Source organism: Campylobacter sp. IFREMER_LSEM_CL1085 (assembly GCF_025772235.1).
GTDB classification, from domain to species: Bacteria; Campylobacterota; Campylobacteria; order Campylobacterales; family Campylobacteraceae; genus Campylobacter_D; species Campylobacter_D lari_D.
The window spans coordinates 16795-33442 of the sequence record NZ_JAKMRU010000001.1; the positions used below are offsets into that span (position 1 = coordinate 16795).

Annotated in this window: 19 protein-coding genes; 3 read left to right on the forward strand and 16 right to left on the reverse strand. The window is 29.0% G+C overall.

Annotation, left to right across the window (positions count from 1 at the left end):
* The first annotated feature begins 2 nt into the window (after positions 1-2).
* Genes L8W56_RS00100 through hemH form a run of 3 tightly spaced genes read left to right on the forward strand, consistent with a single transcriptional unit; the run spans position 3 to position 2841 of the window.
* A complete protein-coding gene (locus L8W56_RS00100; protein ID WP_263659136.1) occupies positions 3-1079 on the forward strand; it encodes a DegT/DnrJ/EryC1/StrS family aminotransferase in 1077 nt (358 codons plus the stop codon).
* Positions 1076-1933: a Gfo/Idh/MocA family protein gene (locus L8W56_RS00105; protein ID WP_220566887.1), complete on the forward strand. Its 858-nt coding sequence runs from the start codon at positions 1076-1078 to the stop codon at positions 1931-1933. The genes L8W56_RS00100 and L8W56_RS00105 overlap by 4 nt, the downstream gene beginning before the upstream one ends.
* Positions 1934-1935: 2 nt before the next feature.
* Positions 1936-2841: a ferrochelatase gene (gene hemH, locus L8W56_RS00110; RefSeq protein WP_220566886.1), complete on the forward strand. Its 906-nt coding sequence runs from the start codon at positions 1936-1938 to the stop codon at positions 2839-2841.
* A 27-nt stretch (positions 2842-2868) separates the two neighbouring features.
* Here hemH and L8W56_RS00115 read toward each other — a convergent pair whose 3' ends face one another.
* The 16 genes from L8W56_RS00115 to L8W56_RS00190 form a co-directional block, all read right to left on the reverse strand.
* Positions 2869-3102, reverse strand: a complete 234-nt coding sequence (locus tag L8W56_RS00115; RefSeq protein ID WP_263659137.1) for a BspA family leucine-rich repeat surface protein — start codon at positions 3100-3102, stop codon at positions 2869-2871.
* Positions 3103-3391: 289 nt separating this feature from the next.
* A complete protein-coding gene (locus L8W56_RS00120; RefSeq protein WP_220566884.1) occupies positions 3392-5200 on the reverse strand; it encodes a peptidoglycan D,D-transpeptidase FtsI family protein in 1809 nt (602 codons plus the stop codon).
* A 3-nt stretch (positions 5201-5203) separates the two neighbouring features.
* Positions 5204-5500 carry a flagellar hook-basal body complex protein FliE gene (gene fliE, locus L8W56_RS00125; RefSeq protein WP_133318690.1) on the reverse strand — a complete coding sequence of 99 codons (297 nt, stop codon included), beginning with the start codon at positions 5498-5500 and terminating at the stop codon, positions 5204-5206.
* A gap of 5 nt (positions 5501-5505) precedes the next feature.
* Positions 5506-6000: a flagellar basal body rod protein FlgC gene (flgC, locus tag L8W56_RS00130; RefSeq protein ID WP_133318691.1), complete on the reverse strand. Its 495-nt coding sequence runs from the start codon at positions 5998-6000 to the stop codon at positions 5506-5508.
* Positions 6001-6010: 10 nt separating this feature from the next.
* Positions 6011-6442, reverse strand: a complete 432-nt coding sequence (flgB, locus tag L8W56_RS00135) for a flagellar basal body rod protein FlgB (protein WP_263659028.1) — start codon at positions 6440-6442, stop codon at positions 6011-6013.
* A gap of 92 nt (positions 6443-6534) precedes the next feature.
* On the reverse strand, positions 6535-7176 hold the full coding sequence (gene aat, locus L8W56_RS00140; RefSeq protein WP_263659029.1) for a leucyl/phenylalanyl-tRNA--protein transferase: 642 nt from the start codon (positions 7174-7176) through the stop codon (positions 6535-6537).
* Positions 7151-9280, reverse strand: a complete 2130-nt coding sequence (locus L8W56_RS00145) for an AAA family ATPase (RefSeq protein ID WP_263659030.1) — start codon at positions 9278-9280, stop codon at positions 7151-7153. Before L8W56_RS00145 ends, aat begins: the two co-directional genes overlap by 26 nt.
* The gene (locus L8W56_RS00150; RefSeq protein ID WP_220566880.1) at positions 9277-9570 is read right to left on the reverse strand and encodes an ATP-dependent Clp protease adaptor ClpS; all 294 of its coding nucleotides are present in this window, start codon (positions 9568-9570) and stop codon (positions 9277-9279) included. Before L8W56_RS00150 ends, L8W56_RS00145 begins: the two co-directional genes overlap by 4 nt.
* Positions 9554-10171: a TlpA family protein disulfide reductase gene (locus tag L8W56_RS00155; protein ID WP_263659031.1), complete on the reverse strand. Its 618-nt coding sequence runs from the start codon at positions 10169-10171 to the stop codon at positions 9554-9556. The genes L8W56_RS00150 and L8W56_RS00155 overlap by 17 nt, the downstream gene beginning before the upstream one ends.
* 12 nt (positions 10172-10183) lie before the next feature.
* A complete protein-coding gene (gene smpB, locus L8W56_RS00160; RefSeq protein WP_039668585.1) occupies positions 10184-10639 on the reverse strand; it encodes an SsrA-binding protein SmpB in 456 nt (151 codons plus the stop codon).
* Positions 10639-11394 carry a 4-(cytidine 5'-diphospho)-2-C-methyl-D-erythritol kinase gene (locus L8W56_RS00165; RefSeq protein ID WP_263659032.1) on the reverse strand — a complete coding sequence of 252 codons (756 nt, stop codon included), beginning with the start codon at positions 11392-11394 and terminating at the stop codon, positions 10639-10641. The genes smpB and L8W56_RS00165 overlap by 1 nt, the downstream gene beginning before the upstream one ends.
* Positions 11391-11618, reverse strand: coding sequence for a carbon storage regulator CsrA (gene csrA, locus L8W56_RS00170; protein ID WP_012661763.1), 228 nt, complete (start codon positions 11616-11618; stop codon positions 11391-11393). The genes L8W56_RS00165 and csrA overlap by 4 nt, the downstream gene beginning before the upstream one ends.
* Positions 11612-12430, reverse strand: a complete 819-nt coding sequence (gene truB / locus L8W56_RS00175) for a tRNA pseudouridine(55) synthase TruB (protein WP_263659033.1) — start codon at positions 12428-12430, stop codon at positions 11612-11614. Before truB ends, csrA begins: the two co-directional genes overlap by 7 nt.
* The gene (locus L8W56_RS00180; protein WP_263659034.1) at positions 12427-14490 is read right to left on the reverse strand and encodes an ATP-dependent helicase; all 2064 of its coding nucleotides are present in this window, start codon (positions 14488-14490) and stop codon (positions 12427-12429) included. Before L8W56_RS00180 ends, truB begins: the two co-directional genes overlap by 4 nt.
* Positions 14487-14933: a hypothetical protein gene (locus L8W56_RS00185; RefSeq protein WP_133318700.1), complete on the reverse strand. Its 447-nt coding sequence runs from the start codon at positions 14931-14933 to the stop codon at positions 14487-14489. Before L8W56_RS00185 ends, L8W56_RS00180 begins: the two co-directional genes overlap by 4 nt.
* Entirely contained in the window at positions 14926-16647 is a 1722-nt protein-coding gene (locus L8W56_RS00190) for a M3 family oligoendopeptidase (protein ID WP_263659035.1), read from the reverse strand. Before L8W56_RS00190 ends, L8W56_RS00185 begins: the two co-directional genes overlap by 8 nt.
* Between the last annotated feature and the right edge of the window lies 1 nt (position 16648).

Here is a 16648-nt window from a genome sequence, read left to right on the forward strand (position 1 = left end):
AAATTCCTTTTATAGACTTAAATGCTCAATATAATGCTTATAAAAATGAAATCGATGAGGCTATTGGCGAAGTTTTACAAAGCACCTCTTTTATAGGTGGTGCAAAATTAGAAGAATTTGAAAATAATTTGGCTAAATATGCAGGTGTCAAACATGCAATAGGCTGTTCAAGTGGCACAAGTGCGTTATTTTTAGCCTTAATGGCTTTGGGTGTGGGTAGGGATGATGAGGTAATAGTGCCAAGTTTTACCTTTATAGCTACAGCTGAAATGGTTGCTCTAATCGGCGCTAAGCCCGTTTTTGTAGATATTGATTTTAAAGATTATAATCTTAGTTTAGAAAAAGTTCAAAGTGCTATCACGCCTAAAACTAAAGCTGTAATTGCTGTGAGTATTTTTGGGCTTATGCCTGATATGTTTGCTTTAAAAGAACTTTGTAAAAGTCAAAACATCGCTTTGATAGAAGATAGCGCACAAAGTTTTGGAGCTAGTCAAAAGGGTGTAAAATCATGTGTTATAGCTGATATATCTTGCACAAGCTTTTTTCCGTCTAAGCCTTTAGGTACTTATGGAGATGGCGGGGCGATTTTTACCCAAGATGATGAATTAGCGCAAAAAATAAAAATTTATTTAAATCATGGACAAGTGCAAAGATATAAGCATAAATACATCGGTATTAATGGAAGGCTTGATACCATCCAAGCGGCTGTTTTAAATGTGAAATTAAAATACTTAGATGAAGAGATTAAAAAAAGAGAAGTAATAGCAAAAGTTTATGATGAAAATTTAAAAAATTGTATTTTACCGCCAAGAAAAGATGATTTTGTGAGTGCTTGGGCTCAATATAGCGTGCGTGTAAAGAATAGAGAAAAATTCATGCAAAAATTACAAGAGCAAGGTATACCTACTGCGGTGCATTATCCTTTGGGGCTTCATTTGCAAGAAGCTTTCGATTATCTTGCTTATAAAAAAGGTGATTTGCCAAATACAGAGCTATTAAGTGATGAAATTTTATCCTTACCTATGAGTGCGTTTTTAAAAGAAGAACACCAAATTAGAGTGATTGAGGCTTTTAAATGAAAATAGGGCTTATAGGCCTTGGTAAAATGGGTAAAAACCATTTAAGAGAACTCGAGCGTAATTTAAAAGTAAAAGAAATTCATCTTTATGATCCTTTCTGTAAAGATAAATTTAAACACTTTTTTCATAAAAATTTTGATGATTTTTTAGCACAAAATCTTGATGGTGTTATCATTGCCACGCCTACTCATACGCATTTAGATATAGCTTTAAAGGTTTTTCCTAAAATAAAAAATATTTTGATAGAAAAACCTTTGGCATTAAATGTAGATGAAATTTTAATTTTAGAGCAAAAAGCTAGAGAAAATAAAGTCAGAGTAGGGGTGGGCTTTTGTGAGAGATTTAATCCGGCTATTTTAACTTTAAAAGAAAAACTTTTAGAAGATGAGATTATAAGTATTAACATACAAAGAATTTCTCCTTATCCACAAAGAATAAATGATGTGGGTGTTTTAAGTGATCTTAGTGTGCATGATATTGACTTAGTTAGATTTTTAAGTCAAGAACAAATTTTAAAAGCAAATGTTTATAAAAGCTTTCATCATGATAAATTTGAAGATGAGGTAATGATAGGTTTAAAATTGGAAAATATTTTAGCAAATATCCATGATAGTTGGAATGGACAATGCGTTATAAGAAAGATCACACTTTTAGGTAAAAAACATACTTATGAACTTGATCTTAAAAATTTTGAACTTTTTATTAATATGCAAAAAATTCCAAATTTATATAAAAATTCTCCTTTATATGCTGAGCATGAGGCTTTTTTTGAGTTTTTACAAAATGGGGTTTGCGAAAATTTGGCTAGCATTGAAGATGCTTTGAGGGTACAAGAAATTTTAGAAGGTGTTTGATAGTGAAATATGTCTTTTTTTTAAATATGGGCGGGGTTAATAAACTTGACGAGTGTGAAGTTTTTTTAAAAAATATGTTTAATGATCCTTATATTTTAGGGATAAAAAATGTTTTTTTAAGAAAATTTGTAGCTTTTATGATAAGAAAATCAAGATTAAAAGCTATGAAACAAAACTATGAAAAAATGGGTGGGAAATCCCCACTTACTCAAATCACACAAAGTTTATGTGATAAATTAAATTCTAAAACTAGAGAATATAAATTCGATTTTATTAGTCTTTATGTGCCACCTTTTGCAAATGAGGTTTTTTCAGAATATGATTTTAAGCAAAATGATGAAATTATTTTATTTCCTTTGTATCCTCATCATTCTAAAACCACTGTAACTAGTTCTTTAGAAGTAGTGGAAAATGAGCTAAGAAATATCCAAAACCAAGTTAATGTAAAAATCATTGATGTTTTTTATAAAGATGAACTTTATAATGAAATGATTATAAAGCATATTTTAGAAAAAAAAAGAGAATACGATTATAAAACTTTGATTTTTTCTGCGCATTCTTTACCGCTTTCAGTAATTAAAAAAGGTGATTTGTATGAAAAACATGTGCAAGAGCATGTGGATATTTTAAAAGGAAAACTTAAAAATAAATTTGACCAAATCATTTTATCGTATCAATCAAAACTAGGTCCAGTTAAATGGCTTGAGCCTAACACAAGTGATATTTTAGAAAGTTTAGATCAAAAAGCTTTGATTTATCCTATATCTTTTTGTATAGATTGCTCTGAAACGATTTTTGAGCTTGGAGTTGAATATAGGCACTTAGCAAAAAGCGATTATGAGCTTATTAAATGTCCTAATGATAGTGATGAGTTTATAGAGTTTATTTTAAATCAAGTAAAAATATAGTTTTTATATTAATGTTTTATAGCGGTATTAAAAAAACATATATTTTTTTCTCGGGATATTTTCTAAATTCCAGTTTGATAGTTTTTGATTGAAATTTATACATCCACTAAACATACTTTGTGTGCTTATAACACTATCAATATTCCAATTGTTTAAATCTTGATTAAATTTTGGAGTTTTTGAAAAAGGAATTTTGAAAATAGATTCACAAAAAAATGCATATTCCATCCATAATACATTTGAAACATCCCAGCAATGAATTTTTAAGCTTTTTTGTTGTAGTTATTTAGAGCTTGTTGGATCTTATATCCTAAAAACACTCCTTCAATATTGTCAACATTGCATGTATCTATATTTTTAAGCGGAATATCTGGTAGTATCAAATATTTAAGAGTTTCTTTTGTTTTTGGTTTGTGTATTATCTTTTTTGATTGCAGTTTGAGTAAATACAATATAACTAAAAACACAAGTAAAGTTATAAATAATAAAACCCAATGTTTTAAATAAGCGAAACAAAAAATCAATATAAAAAAAGATTATTATTGTAATTTTATTTTTTAATGTCATTGTTTTTGTTTTCTATTGGTTTTAAATAACTTTCTTTAATCAAAAGATTTACTGTATCTTTAAACATAGGCAAAGCACTTTGTGCAGCATAATAACTATAAGCTTTGGTAGGATGTCTTACTAAAACTCCAATGGTATAGGTATTTTTCTCATCATTTGCAAAGCCAAAAAACGAGGCATTATAGCGATTTGAAGTATAGCCTTTTCTTTCAGCAATCCTAGCTGTACCCGTTTTTCCACCTATAATGATACCTTGAGTTCGTGCTTTTTTACCGGTTCCTTTTTCTATAACATTAATTAAAATTTGCTGCATTTCTTTGGCAGCTTTGCTTGAAAGAATTTTTTCTTTCTTAACTTCATCATCAAGTTTTATTAAACGCCCATCTTGATAAATTTTATTTGCAATTTGTGGGGTGATGTAAATTCCATCATTGTTAAATACATTATAAGCAGCTAAAAGTTGTATAAAAGTTGTTTTCAAGCCATAACCATAACTTAATACAGATTTTTCAACTTCTCTTAATCTTTTTGGATTTGGTATTTCTCCTTTTTGCTCATAAGGAAGATCAATACCGCTTTTTTCTCCAAAACGAAAAATTCTAAGTCCTGAGATGATTTCAAGATTACTTAATCTTTGGGCAATTTTAATCATACCGACATTTGAAGAGTAAGTAATAACTTCTTCCATGCTCATTTTATTTTTTTTATGATCGTCGCGTATGGTAAAACGACCAAGTTTGTATTGTCCACCTTGAGTATCAATGATTTCATCAACTTTGATTTTATCAAGCATTAATGCAGTGGTAAATATAAAAGGTTTTATAACAGATCCTGCTTCATAGCCATATTCTATGGCGCTTGCATTGAGTACAGATAGATCTTTTCCGCGATTTTGTGGATCATATCTTCTTGAGCTAGCAAGTGCTAGAATTTTTCCGCTTTTGCTTTCCATGATGGCAACTATAATTTCATTGGCTTTTAGATCTTCATTTCTTTTATCGATAGCTTTTTCTAAACCTTTTTGAAGTTTTAAGGAAATATTTAAGTATAAATTACAACCATCTATTTTGCGTTGTTCATAAGAATGCAAATTTAAGATAATATTACCACCTATATCTCTTAAACCTTGAATTTTAGCATTTTGCAAAGGATTTAAACATTCATTATAGTATTTTTCCAAACCTTTTATGCCGACATTTTTAAAAATTTCACTTTGCTCATCCATATAGGTTCTTGTGTAGCCTATGATTGGAGTAAGTGAATCTTTTGGCATATATACACGATCTTCTTTGTGTTCTATAATATCAAGCCCTCTTGTCTCCACTCTGCCATTATTATTTGTGAAAGATTTAAAAAAACCTTGAGTATAAAGTTTTTTAGCTAGTTCTTTTAAATAACTTGCGTCTTTTGAGTTAATATCTTGGAGTAAAATAAAATTATAACTTCTTTTTTTCTTTGCAAGCATTCTTTTTTTTATATCTTGCATTTGTTCATCACTTGCGCCACTATAAATTTGAAAAAGAGTTAAAAATAAATCCTTTTTATCGGGATTTAAGCTCCTTAGATCAATTTCAGCTCTATAAATTTGCCTACTAGAAGTTACGGTAAAATTATCGCTTGTGATGATATTACCTCTAAGAGCGGAAAAATATTGTTCTTTTTGAGTGTTTGGTATATGGCGTTTTGAGGTTAGAAAAAAAGTAGAAAGTAAAAATAAGGCCATAAAAAACAGAGCCATACAAAAAGCAAAAGCTACTTTTGAAACCCTATTTCTAATGGTATTTGAAAGCATATATTAAATTTGAGTTCTTGAAATTTCTTTATATGCGTTTATAGCCTTATTTCTAACTTCAAGCATAAATTTCATACTTGATTCAGCTTTGCTAATCGCAATTGCAGCTTGATGTAAGTCTTTGACTTCACCTGTTGCAATGTCTACCATAGCAGCTTCGGCGGTTTCTTGAGTTTTATTAAGATCGTTGATGGAATTTTTTAATAAACTCGAAAACTCATCTCCTATGTTGCTTGTGTTGTTATTATTGTTTTTGTTATTAACATTGTTAAATTGATTTATACCATTAATAGTGTTCATTTATTTTAACCTCTTAGTAAATCTATCGCACTTTGTGCTATAGTTTTGGTGCTAGTAAAGGCACTTACATTAGCTTGATAAGCTCTTGTTGCTTCTATTAAATCGGCCATTTCAATAACAGGATTTATATTTGGATAAGCAACATAACCTTGTTCATTCGCATCTGGATGAGATGGGTCAAATTTCATACGAAAATCTTTATCATCTCTTACAACTTTATCAACTACTACGCTCATTATAGCAGGTTTTGCATCTTTTTGTGAAGCAGGATCGTTTAAAGGATTTTCATATTCTAAAAAATTATTATCTTTAGCTATTTGCTTGTTTAGCAATTCGTTAAAATCAGTTGCTTTAAAAATCACTTCTCTTCTTCTATATGGACCACCTTCTGCTGTTCTAGTAGTATTAGCATTAGCTATATTTGAGCTAATTACATTCATTCTAAAGCGTTGAGCACTAAGTCCATATCCACTAATATCAAAATCACTTAAATAAGCCATTATTTTTCTCCTAGCCTAATTTAGAGCTTGTTTCTATGATGGTTGAAAAAATATTACTTTGTCTTCTTAAAACACCATCTAAAGCAGAAATCATCATAGTATTTTTGCTCATTTCAGTAGTTTCTACATCAAGATCTACTGTATTTGCATCATTTCTTGCCAAATGCCCATCTCTTAAATAAATAGTTGATTTATTAGGGTCTGGAAATTTCCAAGGTTTTTGATGATTTGTATTTGTGCTTGCTAATTCAAGCTCTTTAGTATCTTTTTTTTTGAAAATTTCATTTGCTCTATCAACTAAAGCAGTTTCAAATTCTATATCTCTTGCTTTATAAAAAGGAGTATCAACATTTGCAAGGTTAGAATTAATCATTTGACTTCTTAGGTTTCTTCCTGCTAAAGCATCAACAATAAGTTCTTTTGACTTAAAAGGGCTTATCATAATTTTTCCTTTAAAATAAAGCTTTTATAGACTAAAAGCAAAAATCATTCCAAAATATTTATGCAATTTTATTTATGTATAAGTATATCTTTTTATAGTAAATTTTTGAAATTTTTAAAGCCACTTTCAAGTGAAACTTTTTTTTCTAGTGTTTTCAAAAAATCTTTTTTTGTCATTTCTTTAGCACCCATAAATTTTAAATGCTCATTAGGCACTTGACAATCTATTAAAAAATCATATGGTTTTAAAAGCTCACAAAGTCTTATTAGGGCTACTTTTGAGGTATCTTTTTTAAGACTTATCATGCTTTCACCAAAAAATATTTTACCTATTATAAGTCCGTATAAACCGCCGATTAAAATATCATTTTCATAAACTTCAACACTATGAGCTAAATTTTGCTCAAAAAGCTTTGTATAAACTTGTATAAATTCTTGACTTATCCAAGTTTTTTTTCTTTTTGCACAATGTTTGATAAGCGAGTTAAAATCAAAATTAAGTCTTATTTCATAAGTTTTTAAAGCTTTTTTTATGCTTTTTTGTATGCGCACTTCATCAGGTAAAAGTACCATTCTAGGAGAAGGACACCACCAAGTAACAGGATTGCTAGTCCATGGAAAAAGCCCTAAGCTATAAGCATGAGGTATAAAATCTACTTCTAGTTTTTCACTAATAAAAACAGGCGCATCATCAGGGCTTTTTAAAAGTTTAGAATACAAATTCAATTTTTTCATTTTTGGAAAGTTTGAGTTTTAATTTACCACCATTTTTTAATTTTCCAAATAAAATTTCATCACTTAATCTCTCTCCTAATTCTTCAGCAATAATGCGTTTTAATAATCTTACTCCAAATTCTTTATTATTAGTTTTTTTAGCAAGAAATTCTTTTACTTTTTTATCAGCTTCCATGGTGATGTTGTTTAAATTTTTTGCCATTAAATCTAGTTCTTTTTGAACGATTTGTTCTAAAATTTCTTGACTTAAGTCATTAAAATGAATGATTTTATCTATACGGTTGATAAATTCAGGTGCGAAGAAATCTTTTATGGCTTTATTACTTTTTTCTTTATCGCTGCTTAAAAAACCAAGCTCATTACTTTCTTTGAGACCTAAATTTGAAGTCATAATGATAATAGTATTTTTAAAATCAGCTTTTAATCCACTATTATCTGTTAAACTTGCATTATCAAAAATTTGTAAAAAGGTATTAGTTAAATCAGGATGAGCTTTTTCTATCTCATCAAATAAGACTACGCTAAATGGATTTTTTCTAATGCTGTTACTAAGCAAGCCACCATCTTCATAGCCCACATAACCTGCTGAAGTTCCTATGAGTTTGCTCACATCATGTTTTTGCGAGTATTCACTCATGTCAAATCTTTCAAGATTAAGGTTTAAAATTTGTGCTAAATTTTTTGCAAGTTCGGTTTTACCAACTCCACTTGAACCGGTAAATAAAAACACGCCTTTTGGGGTATTTTTGCCTTTTAACCCCGCATAGCTTTGTTTTAAAATAGAACACAAAGCTTTAATGGCTTCATCTTGTCCAAAAATATTTTGCTTTAAGTTTTGCTCTAAATTTTTTAAGATTTTACCTTGATCACTTTCATAAATTTTATGAGAATGTGTCATTCTTGCTAAAGTATTTTCTAAATCTTTTATTTTTACTATTTTTTTACTTTTTTTATCTTCTAAAGCAAAGCTTGCGCCAAGTTCATCAATTAAATCAATTGCACTATCGGGTAAAAATTTATCATGTAAAAATTGTTTTGCTAGTTTTATGCTTGTTTGTAAAATTTCATCACTAATTTTGATTTTGTGAAAATTTTCATATTTGCTTTTTAAGCCTTGCAAGATCAAAAAACACTCTTCTTCGCTTGGCTCATCTATATCAATTTTTGCAAATCTTCTACTTAGAGCTTTGTTTTTATCAAAGGTATTTTTGTATTCTATGAAAGTAGTTGCACCTATGCATTTGATGTTGCCATTACTTAATGCAGGTTTTAATAAATTTGACATATCTGCATGACTTTCATTGCTTGCGCCGGTTCCTACTATGGTGTGAATTTCATCTATAAATAAAATAGCATTAGGGATATTTTCTAATTCTTTAATGATATCTTTTAACCTTTTTTCAAAATCACCCCTATATTTTGTCCCCGAAAGCAAGCTTGTCATATCAAGGCTATAAATTTTTGAGTTTTTTAAATGTTTTGGTACTTTTTCTTCAGCTATAGCTAGCGCTAACCCATCTATAATGGCACTTTTACCAACACCTGGTTCACCAACTAAAATAGGATTATTTTTCTTACGACGGCTTAGAATTTGCATCATTCTTTCAAGTTCAAATTTTCTACCTATAACAGGATCTATTTTGCCTTTTTTTGCAAGCTCAACTAGCTCTATGGTATGGGTTTTTAAATTTTCAAATTCAGCATTTTGTAACAATTCTTTTATTTTTTCTTCTTCTATTAGGTGTTTTTTTAAGATATTATAAGAATAAGCTTTTTCTTCTTTGCAAAGTGCGATGATAAAATCAATCACACTTATTTGATTTTTTGCATTTAGCTTGTGTAATATATTTTCCAAGATCACAGAAAAAATAGGTTCTATTTCTTTTTTTAAAATTTCATTATTTTTAGCTAGATAATTTTTTAATTCATTTTCAAAGCCTTGTAAATCACCATCTCCGATTTCTTCAAGTAGATTTTTAAAATCATCGCTAAGCTTAACTAAAGCAAAAAGCAAATGCTCACAAGTGATAAATTCATGATGATTGATAAAGCTTAAATGTCTTGCATTTGGTATAAATGAGTCAATCAATTCTTTATATTTCATTGTTCTTCTATCCTTGTTTGGAGTGGAAAATCATTATTTTTTGCTGCCATGTCAACTTGCTGTTTTTTGCTAAGTGCAATTTCTTCTGTGTATATGCCACAAACTCCGCTTCCTTGATGATGGATTTCAAGCATAATTGCACTTGCTTTTTCAAAATCATGATGAAAAATATTCATTAAAATTTCAATTACAAAATCCATGGTGGTAATATCATCATTTAAAAGCAAAACCTTAAACATTTTAGGTTCTGCTAGTTTTTGTTGTTCTAAAATTTCATTTTTTAGACTCATTTAATATCCTAGTAATATCTTCTTGCATAGTTTGAGTAGAAACTTTTCCAAGATAATATTTCACATAACTTTTTGAGTCTTTATTCCAAAAATCTGTTAGATCTTGATAATTTCCATCTTTTAAAACTACTTTAAAAGGAAGTTGTTCCATGCTTTGATAGTTGATATCTTTTAATGCTTGTGCAACAATTCTATCATTTTCTTTAGAATTGCTTAAGAAATAATACGCCCCATATTTAATGGCAAAATCTTTTACAGCTTGATCGCTAACATTTTCAAAATGACTTAGTCCTATGATGATAAAATTGTCAGCATTTTTTTGCCACAAACTTGTTAGATGAGTGGCTTCTTCTTGACAAGGTGTGCAAAAGGTTCCAAAAAAATCAAACATTAAAATTTTACCCTCTTCACCTTTTACTACAAAACCATTTTGTGTTCTTACTAGGGTTTTCTCGCCACCATTGACACTTTTTAAAAGAATTTCATCACCCATTTTATACTCAGCAAATGCAAATTCATTTTCGATTTTTTCTTCACTTGAGCAAGCACTTATTAAAAATGCAAAAGCAAATGTAAAAAATAAATAAGTAATTTTTTTCATCAAAATCCTTTTTTAATAATGATTTTTCATAGCAGCTCTTGCTTCAAGATCTGCTTGTTTTTTCTTTAAGCTTTCTCTTTTATCGTGTAAGTTTTTTCCTTTGGCTAAGGCTATTAAGACTTTTGCTTTATTTTTTTCATTAAAATAAAGTTCTAATGGCACTATAGTAAAGCCTTGGGTGCTAATTTTACCAAAAAGCCTATCGATTTGCTTTTTATGCATTAAAAGTTTTCGCGCACCTTTTTCATCATGCTTATAAAAAGAATGTGTAGTGCTAAGATGAGAAATATGAGCATTAAGTAAGAAAATTTCACCTTTGATAATACGCACAAAAGAATCTTTCAAATTTGCTCTACTAGCTCTTAATGCCACTACTTCAGAACCTTTTAAAACAATACCTGCTTCAAATTTTTCCAAAATTTCATAATCAAAAAAAGCTTTTTTGTTTTTTACTATAGTTTTTTTCATCATTTAGCCTTAAAAACTCCACTTCCACTTCCACTTAAAAAATAAGCCTCATTAAGAAAAGTTTGCATTTTAGGATAAATTTTTACACAAGGAGCAAATAAGTCGTTTAAATCAGTATTTTTATACTCTAAAATTTCACTTGTTTTGAGTGTTTTAAGTGTTTTGGCTAAATTTAAATTCGCTGTTAAATCATATGAACTTTCATCAAATGCTTTATATACTTTTGCACTTGAGCATTCAATAGCTGGAAAAGTAAAATCAAGTTGGGCAAAATCATCTTCAAAATATTCTACAATCTCGCCACACCCGCTAACATTTGCACTATCATATCCGCTTAAAAAAAAGATTAAATCAGAGCCAAGGTTTTGGCAGATTTGTTTAAGTTGTTGTTGATTGAGTTTTAAATTTAAAGTTTCGTTGATCATTAATAAAAATACAACCGCATCGGTACTGCTTCCACCAAGGCCTCCACCTATGGGAATGTTTTTGATAAGCTTTAAACTTTTGTCTTTAAAAAATTCATTTAATTCATTAGAAAATCCTAAATTTTCTAATTCTTTATAAGCTTTGTGTATGATGGTATCTTGGGTAAAATTTCCAGTGATTTCAAACCCTTCTTTGGTTTTTTCATCACTAAAGTTTAACTCATCAAAAATATCTTTTAATAAAACAAAGCGTGATTGTAATAAATGATAAGATCTTGAGTCAATTCCTATGATTTTTAAAAAAATATTAGCTTTTGCGTAAGCTTTCATTTTTTAAGCTTTTTACTCAGATCGTCAAGTTTTATCGTTTCATCACTAATTGCATGTAAATTTTCACTTTTTACTTGCTCGATAAGCTCTTTGCGTAGTATCATTAAAGACTTTGGAGCTTCGATGCCTATTTTAGCATAGCCTTTGCCTGTTTGAACTACTTTGATTTCTATATCATCTCCGATTTTTATACTTTCATTTTCTTTTCTTGATAAAATTAACATTTTAATACCTTATTTAAATAATATTGCACTTGATTATCTTGGATAGAAATGATAGAAAAAAAATCTTTTTCTTCTAAAATATAGCTACCTTCTTCTTGAATTTCCAAATCGTCCAAAAATATTTTTTGTCCATTGTGTAATTTTTGGGGGTATTTTATCGTATTTTTTCTAAGATTTAAATAAGCTAAAGGATTTAACTCTTTTTCATTCTCATAAAAAAACCTTCCCTCGCTTAAACGCTCTAATGAGCTTAATGTGGCTTTAATACCAAGTTTTCTAGCAAATAATTCACAATAAGAGCGTATATAAGAACCCTCACTAACTGCTATTTCTATGGTTAAAAAGGGGTGGTTATAGTGTAAAATTTTAGTATAAAAAATTTCCATAACGCAGGATTTTAAATTGACTTCAAAACCTCTTTTTGCAAGCTCATAAGAGCGCACTCCATCTATTTTTTTTGCACAAAATGCGGGTGGGGTGTAGGTGATTTTACCTAAAAGTTCATTTTTAATTTGTTCTAAAATTTGCTCATCAAAAGCATTTATAAGATTGATTTCTTTGATATTTTGATTATCAAGGCTTAGTGAATGCACGCCTAGCCAAAGTGTTGCTTTATAAACTTTTGGATTTTTATCAAAAAAACGAAAAAGTTTTGTGTATTGATCAAAGGCTATGAGTAAAACACCTTTTGCAAAAGGATCAAGTGTTCCTGAAAAACCTGCTTTTTTATTTTTATATTTTTTCTTGAGTTTGCCTAAAAAAGTATTAGAACTCATACCACTTGGTTTGTAAGCTACAAAAAGTTTATTCATATCACTTTTTCCACAAAACTTGACATTATCATTCTTTCTATGCCTCCAAAATTAATCGTGAGTTTTTCTTCAGCACCTATTTTACTTACCCCAGTGACTCTGCCTATGCCAAAAATTTTATGTTTGATTAAATCGCCTTTTTTGTAGCAATTTTTTTGATGATCTAGTGTTAATTCTTTTTTGATTACATTACTCTCACCAAAAAATCTACTTTTTTCTAATCTTGTGCGACTTCCCTTATAAAATCTAGAATTAGCATAACTTAAATAAAGTTTTTTCTTGGCTCTAGTGATTGCTACATAGGCAAGTCTTCTTTCTTCTTCTATATTGCTTGATTCGCTAGTGAGTGGGAAAAATCCTTCTTCTAAACCTATGATAAAAACATAATCAAACTCAAGTCCTTTGCTTGCATGAATACTCATAATACAAATACTTTCTTTATCAAGTCCATCTTGCTCATTAAGTAAAGAAATTTCATTTAAAATATCATCTAAGCCATTATAATTTCCATGAGTAATTTTATCTTTTAAATTAGCATAAAGTTCATCTATATTTAAAAGTTTATCTTCGCCCTCTGGATTATCTTTGTAAAATTCTTTGATTTTAAATTCTTCTTCTAAGGCTAAAATCATTGCAAGCAAATCATCTTTTTCTTTGATTTTGTGTATGCTTAGTATGAATTTTTCTAATTCTTTGTCCGTTTTTTTACTAAAAAAACCACTTCCTTGCAAAGCACATAGGCTTTCAAATAAAGACAAATGATTTTCTTTGGCATAATTTTCTAGCTTTTCTAAACTTGCATTACCAAAGTTTCTTTTAGGGCGGTTGATAATGCGTTTAAAAGAATAATCATCATTTAAATTTGAAAGCAATCTTAAATAAGAAATAATATCTTTAATTTCAGCTCTTTCATAAAAACGAATTCCACTTAGCAATTTAAAAGGAATTTTTTCTTTGCTAAAAGCTTCTTCAAGAGCACGAGATAGGGCATTTACTCTATAAAGTATGGCTATTTCACTAGGATTAATCCCTGAGTTTAAAAGTTTTGAAACTTCTCTTGCAACCTTAAAACTTTCAATTTTTTCATCATCATTTTGTAAAATTGTAATTTCTTCGCCCTCATCTTTGGTACAAATCAAAGTTTTTCCTAGTCTTTTTCTATTATGCTCTATAAGCTCATTTGCAGCTTGCAAAATAGCGCTAGTTGAGCGATAATTTTGCTCTAGTTTTACTAATTTTACATTGTTAAATTGTTCTTTGAAATTTAAGATATTTTCTATTTTAGCCCCGCGCCAACCATAAATACTTTGATCATCATCACCCACCACGCAAATGTTTTCATGAGACACGCAAAGTTTTTTTAGAATTTGATATTGTAAGGCATTGGTATCTTGATACTCATCTACTGTTATATAGGTATATTTTTGACTTTGCTCTTGTGCAAATTGTTCATCTTCTAAAATTTTATTAGTTAGCATGAGTAAATCATCAAAATCCATGAAATTATTTTGGATTAAAAAATGCTCATATTGCTCATATAAATGAATGATTTCTTCGTAATTTTTGTTTTTTTCATCTTTTAAAAATTCTAATTCTTTGCGTATTTCTTGAGCGCTTTTGCTTTGATTTTTAAAATTTGAAATATAAGCACCTATGCTTGCTAAAGAGCTTTGCAAATTTTCGCTAGCTAAATCTTTTAATATTTTCTTTTTATCATCTGTATCAATAATGACAAAATTATTTGCTCTATTAATTCTTTCGCTATAAAGTCTTAAAAATAACAAACCAAATTTATGAAAAGTACATAAAAGGGGATTATGTAAATTTTGATCTTGTAAAAGTGCTAAGGCTCTTGTTTTCATTACATTAGCAGCTTTATTTGTAAAGGTTAGCGTGAGGGTATTTTGCGCAGGAATACCTACATGATCGATTAAATAGGCAAGTCTAGTGGTAATGGTTTTAGTCTTTCCGCTACCTGCACCTGCTAGTATTAGCATAGCTCCATCAATATGCATGATAGCTTCTTTTTGGCTATCATTTAAACCTTCAAAAAAACTCATTTTTTAAATAAATCTTTATTGTTGGGATTGTTTAAAAAAGCATTCATGGATTTTTCTTTTAACTTTTGATCATTTTGCTTTTTAAAATAGTTTGAAAAATTGACAAAAATGATATTATCTTCAACTTGAATTTGAGTAATTGCCCCTAAATCCACTTTCACAAAGGTTGCAAAATCATCAGGTCCAAAACCTGCGTGAAATTCTATATGCTCATTTGTTAAAACTATGGATTTAAAAGTATAACCACCAAGTGCAAAAAGACAATAAGGATTTTTGCTCACTACATCTAATTCTGGTGGTAAAGGAGGTTCGAGTGTAACAAATTTAGTATTTACAATGATATTAAACTCAATATCTTCTTGGATTAAAATTTGCAAACATTCATAAATGCTTTTTTGCATTAAAGTTATAAAATTTTTATTATTTAAAATTTTATCAATCATTGCTTAGCCTTAAAAATTCATCTACTAGTATCCTAACTTGCTCTAAGCCTATATTCCAAAATTCATCACTTTCTATATCAAAGCCAAACATAGCTACAAGTTCTTTTGGGCTTTTGCTTCCCCCGCTACTTAAAAACTCAATATAAATTGAAGTAAAATTAGAGCATTTGCCACTTTTATATAGACCATAGAGTGCTAAAACTAAAAGTTGTGCATAAGCATAAGCATAGCAGTAAAATGGAGAGTGTATAAAATGTGGTATATAAGAATACCAAAGGCCATAATTTTTGGTTAAAACTACGCTATCTTGAAACATTTTTCTTGATTCTTCAAGCCAAATTTCACTTAGTTCTTGCGCGCTTAGCTCTTCTTTTTTAGCATGAAATCTGCGTTCAAAAGTAGTAAAATTAATTTGTCTATAAAGAGTAGCAAAAATATCTTCAATTTTTGCTGCATATAAAGATAAAAGCTCTTCTTTGTCTAAATTTTCTTTAATATAATCAAAAATCAACATTTCTGCAAACACTGAAGCAGTTTCTGCTGTAGTTAACGGTGTATCTTGATTTAAAAAACTTACTTTATAAGAAAGTTTTTGATGTATAGTGTGGCCTAGCTCATGTGCCAGGGTGAAAAGATCGCGTCTTTGGTTGGTATAGTTTAAAAGTATGAAAGGATGACTTAGCGGCGTGCTTGAGTGAGAAAATGCTCCACTTTGTTTAAATTCTTTAGGATAGATATCAATCCAGTTATTCTCAAAAGCTTCTTTTGCTATCATATAAAAATCTTTAGAAAATTTTTCAAAGGCTTTTAAAACTATATCCTTTCCTTGATCAAAATCAACTTGCATTTCTTTTCCAATAGGCGCATAACGATCATAATCTTTTAACTTTTTATACCCTAGAATTTTTTTCTTTGCATTATAAAATTTAGAAACAATATCAAAGCTATTCTCGCTAGCACTAATAAGCGCATCAACACTTTTTTTAGAAATTTGATTTCTTATATGTCTTGGAGTTTCAGGACTTTCATAGGCTCTTAACTCACAAATACTAGCAAGTTCGCTTTTAATCATATTAAAAATATATATTAAAAGCTTGTTTTGTTTTTTTAAGGTTTTACTAAAGCATTTTGAAGCTTTTTTTCTTATACTTCTATCTTTATCATAAAGCTTGCTTAGAATTTCTTCCTCGCTTAATTTTTGCCCTTCAAAATTAAATTTTAAAGCACTAAAGGTTTCATCAAATAATCTTGCAAATGCATTTGAACCTGTACTTGATAGAGTTAGGATAACTCTTTCTTCTTTTTTAGAAAGATTGTGTTTTTTGTGTTTGATAAGATTATTTAAATAAAACTCATAATCTTTGCAAAATGTGATGAAAGTTTTACTTTTTTCTTCTTTTAACTCACAAAATTCAAGTTCAAAAAATAAAAGATTTTCTTCTATTTTTTTACTTAAATTTTCATATTTTGCATAAAAGGCACCTTTGGTAGTATCTTGAGCAAAATTTAAATACACATAGGTTAGTATGTGAGAAAGTTTTAAGATTAATTCTTCATAGTTTTTTAAAGCTTGCAAGAATTGCTCATTGCTTAAACTATGAAGATTATTTTCATATTGTTTTTTAAATTCACAAGCTTCATCTTGAATTTTTTGTAAAAAAAGATTTAATTCTTGCTCATCTTTAAATAATATATTTAAGTTCCAATTTTGCATG

What these genes read in the sequence shown, in the direction of transcription:
- L8W56_RS00105 (WP_220566887.1), top strand. Translation starts at nt 1,076, where the DNA reads ATGAAAATAGGGCTTATAGGCCTTGGTAAAATGGGTAAAAACCATTTA.
- L8W56_RS00120 (WP_220566884.1), bottom strand. Translation starts at nt 5,200, where the DNA reads ATGCTTTCAAATACCATTAGAAATAGGGTTTCAAAAGTAGCTTTTGCT.
- fliE (WP_133318690.1), bottom strand. Translation starts at nt 5,500, where the DNA reads ATGAACACTATTAATGGTATAAATCAATTTAACAATGTTAATAACAAA.
- flgC (WP_133318691.1), bottom strand. Translation starts at nt 6,000, where the DNA reads ATGGCTTATTTAAGTGATTTTGATATTAGTGGATATGGACTTAGTGCT.
- flgB (WP_263659028.1), bottom strand. Translation starts at nt 6,442, where the DNA reads ATGATAAGCCCTTTTAAGTCAAAAGAACTTATTGTTGATGCTTTAGCA.
- aat (WP_263659029.1), bottom strand. Translation starts at nt 7,176, where the DNA reads ATGAAAAAATTGAATTTGTATTCTAAACTTTTAAAAAGCCCTGATGAT.
- L8W56_RS00145 (WP_263659030.1), bottom strand. Translation starts at nt 9,280, where the DNA reads ATGAAATATAAAGAATTGATTGACTCATTTATACCAAATGCAAGACAT.
- L8W56_RS00150 (WP_220566880.1), bottom strand. Translation starts at nt 9,570, where the DNA reads ATGAGTCTAAAAAATGAAATTTTAGAACAACAAAAACTAGCAGAACCT.
- L8W56_RS00155 (WP_263659031.1), bottom strand. Translation starts at nt 10,171, where the DNA reads ATGAAAAAAATTACTTATTTATTTTTTACATTTGCTTTTGCATTTTTA.
- smpB (WP_039668585.1), bottom strand. Translation starts at nt 10,639, where the DNA reads ATGAAAAAAACTATAGTAAAAAACAAAAAAGCTTTTTTTGATTATGAA.
- L8W56_RS00165 (WP_263659032.1), bottom strand. Translation starts at nt 11,394, where the DNA reads ATGAAAGCTTACGCAAAAGCTAATATTTTTTTAAAAATCATAGGAATT.
- csrA (WP_012661763.1), bottom strand. Translation starts at nt 11,618, where the DNA reads ATGTTAATTTTATCAAGAAAAGAAAATGAAAGTATAAAAATCGGAGAT.
- truB (WP_263659033.1), bottom strand. Translation starts at nt 12,430, where the DNA reads ATGAATAAACTTTTTGTAGCTTACAAACCAAGTGGTATGAGTTCTAAT.
- L8W56_RS00180 (WP_263659034.1), bottom strand. Translation starts at nt 14,490, where the DNA reads ATGAGTTTTTTTGAAGGTTTAAATGATAGCCAAAAAGAAGCTATCATG.
- L8W56_RS00185 (WP_133318700.1), bottom strand. Translation starts at nt 14,933, where the DNA reads ATGATTGATAAAATTTTAAATAATAAAAATTTTATAACTTTAATGCAA.
- L8W56_RS00190 (WP_263659035.1), bottom strand. Translation starts at nt 16,647, where the DNA reads ATGCAAAATTGGAACTTAAATATATTATTTAAAGATGAGCAAGAATTA.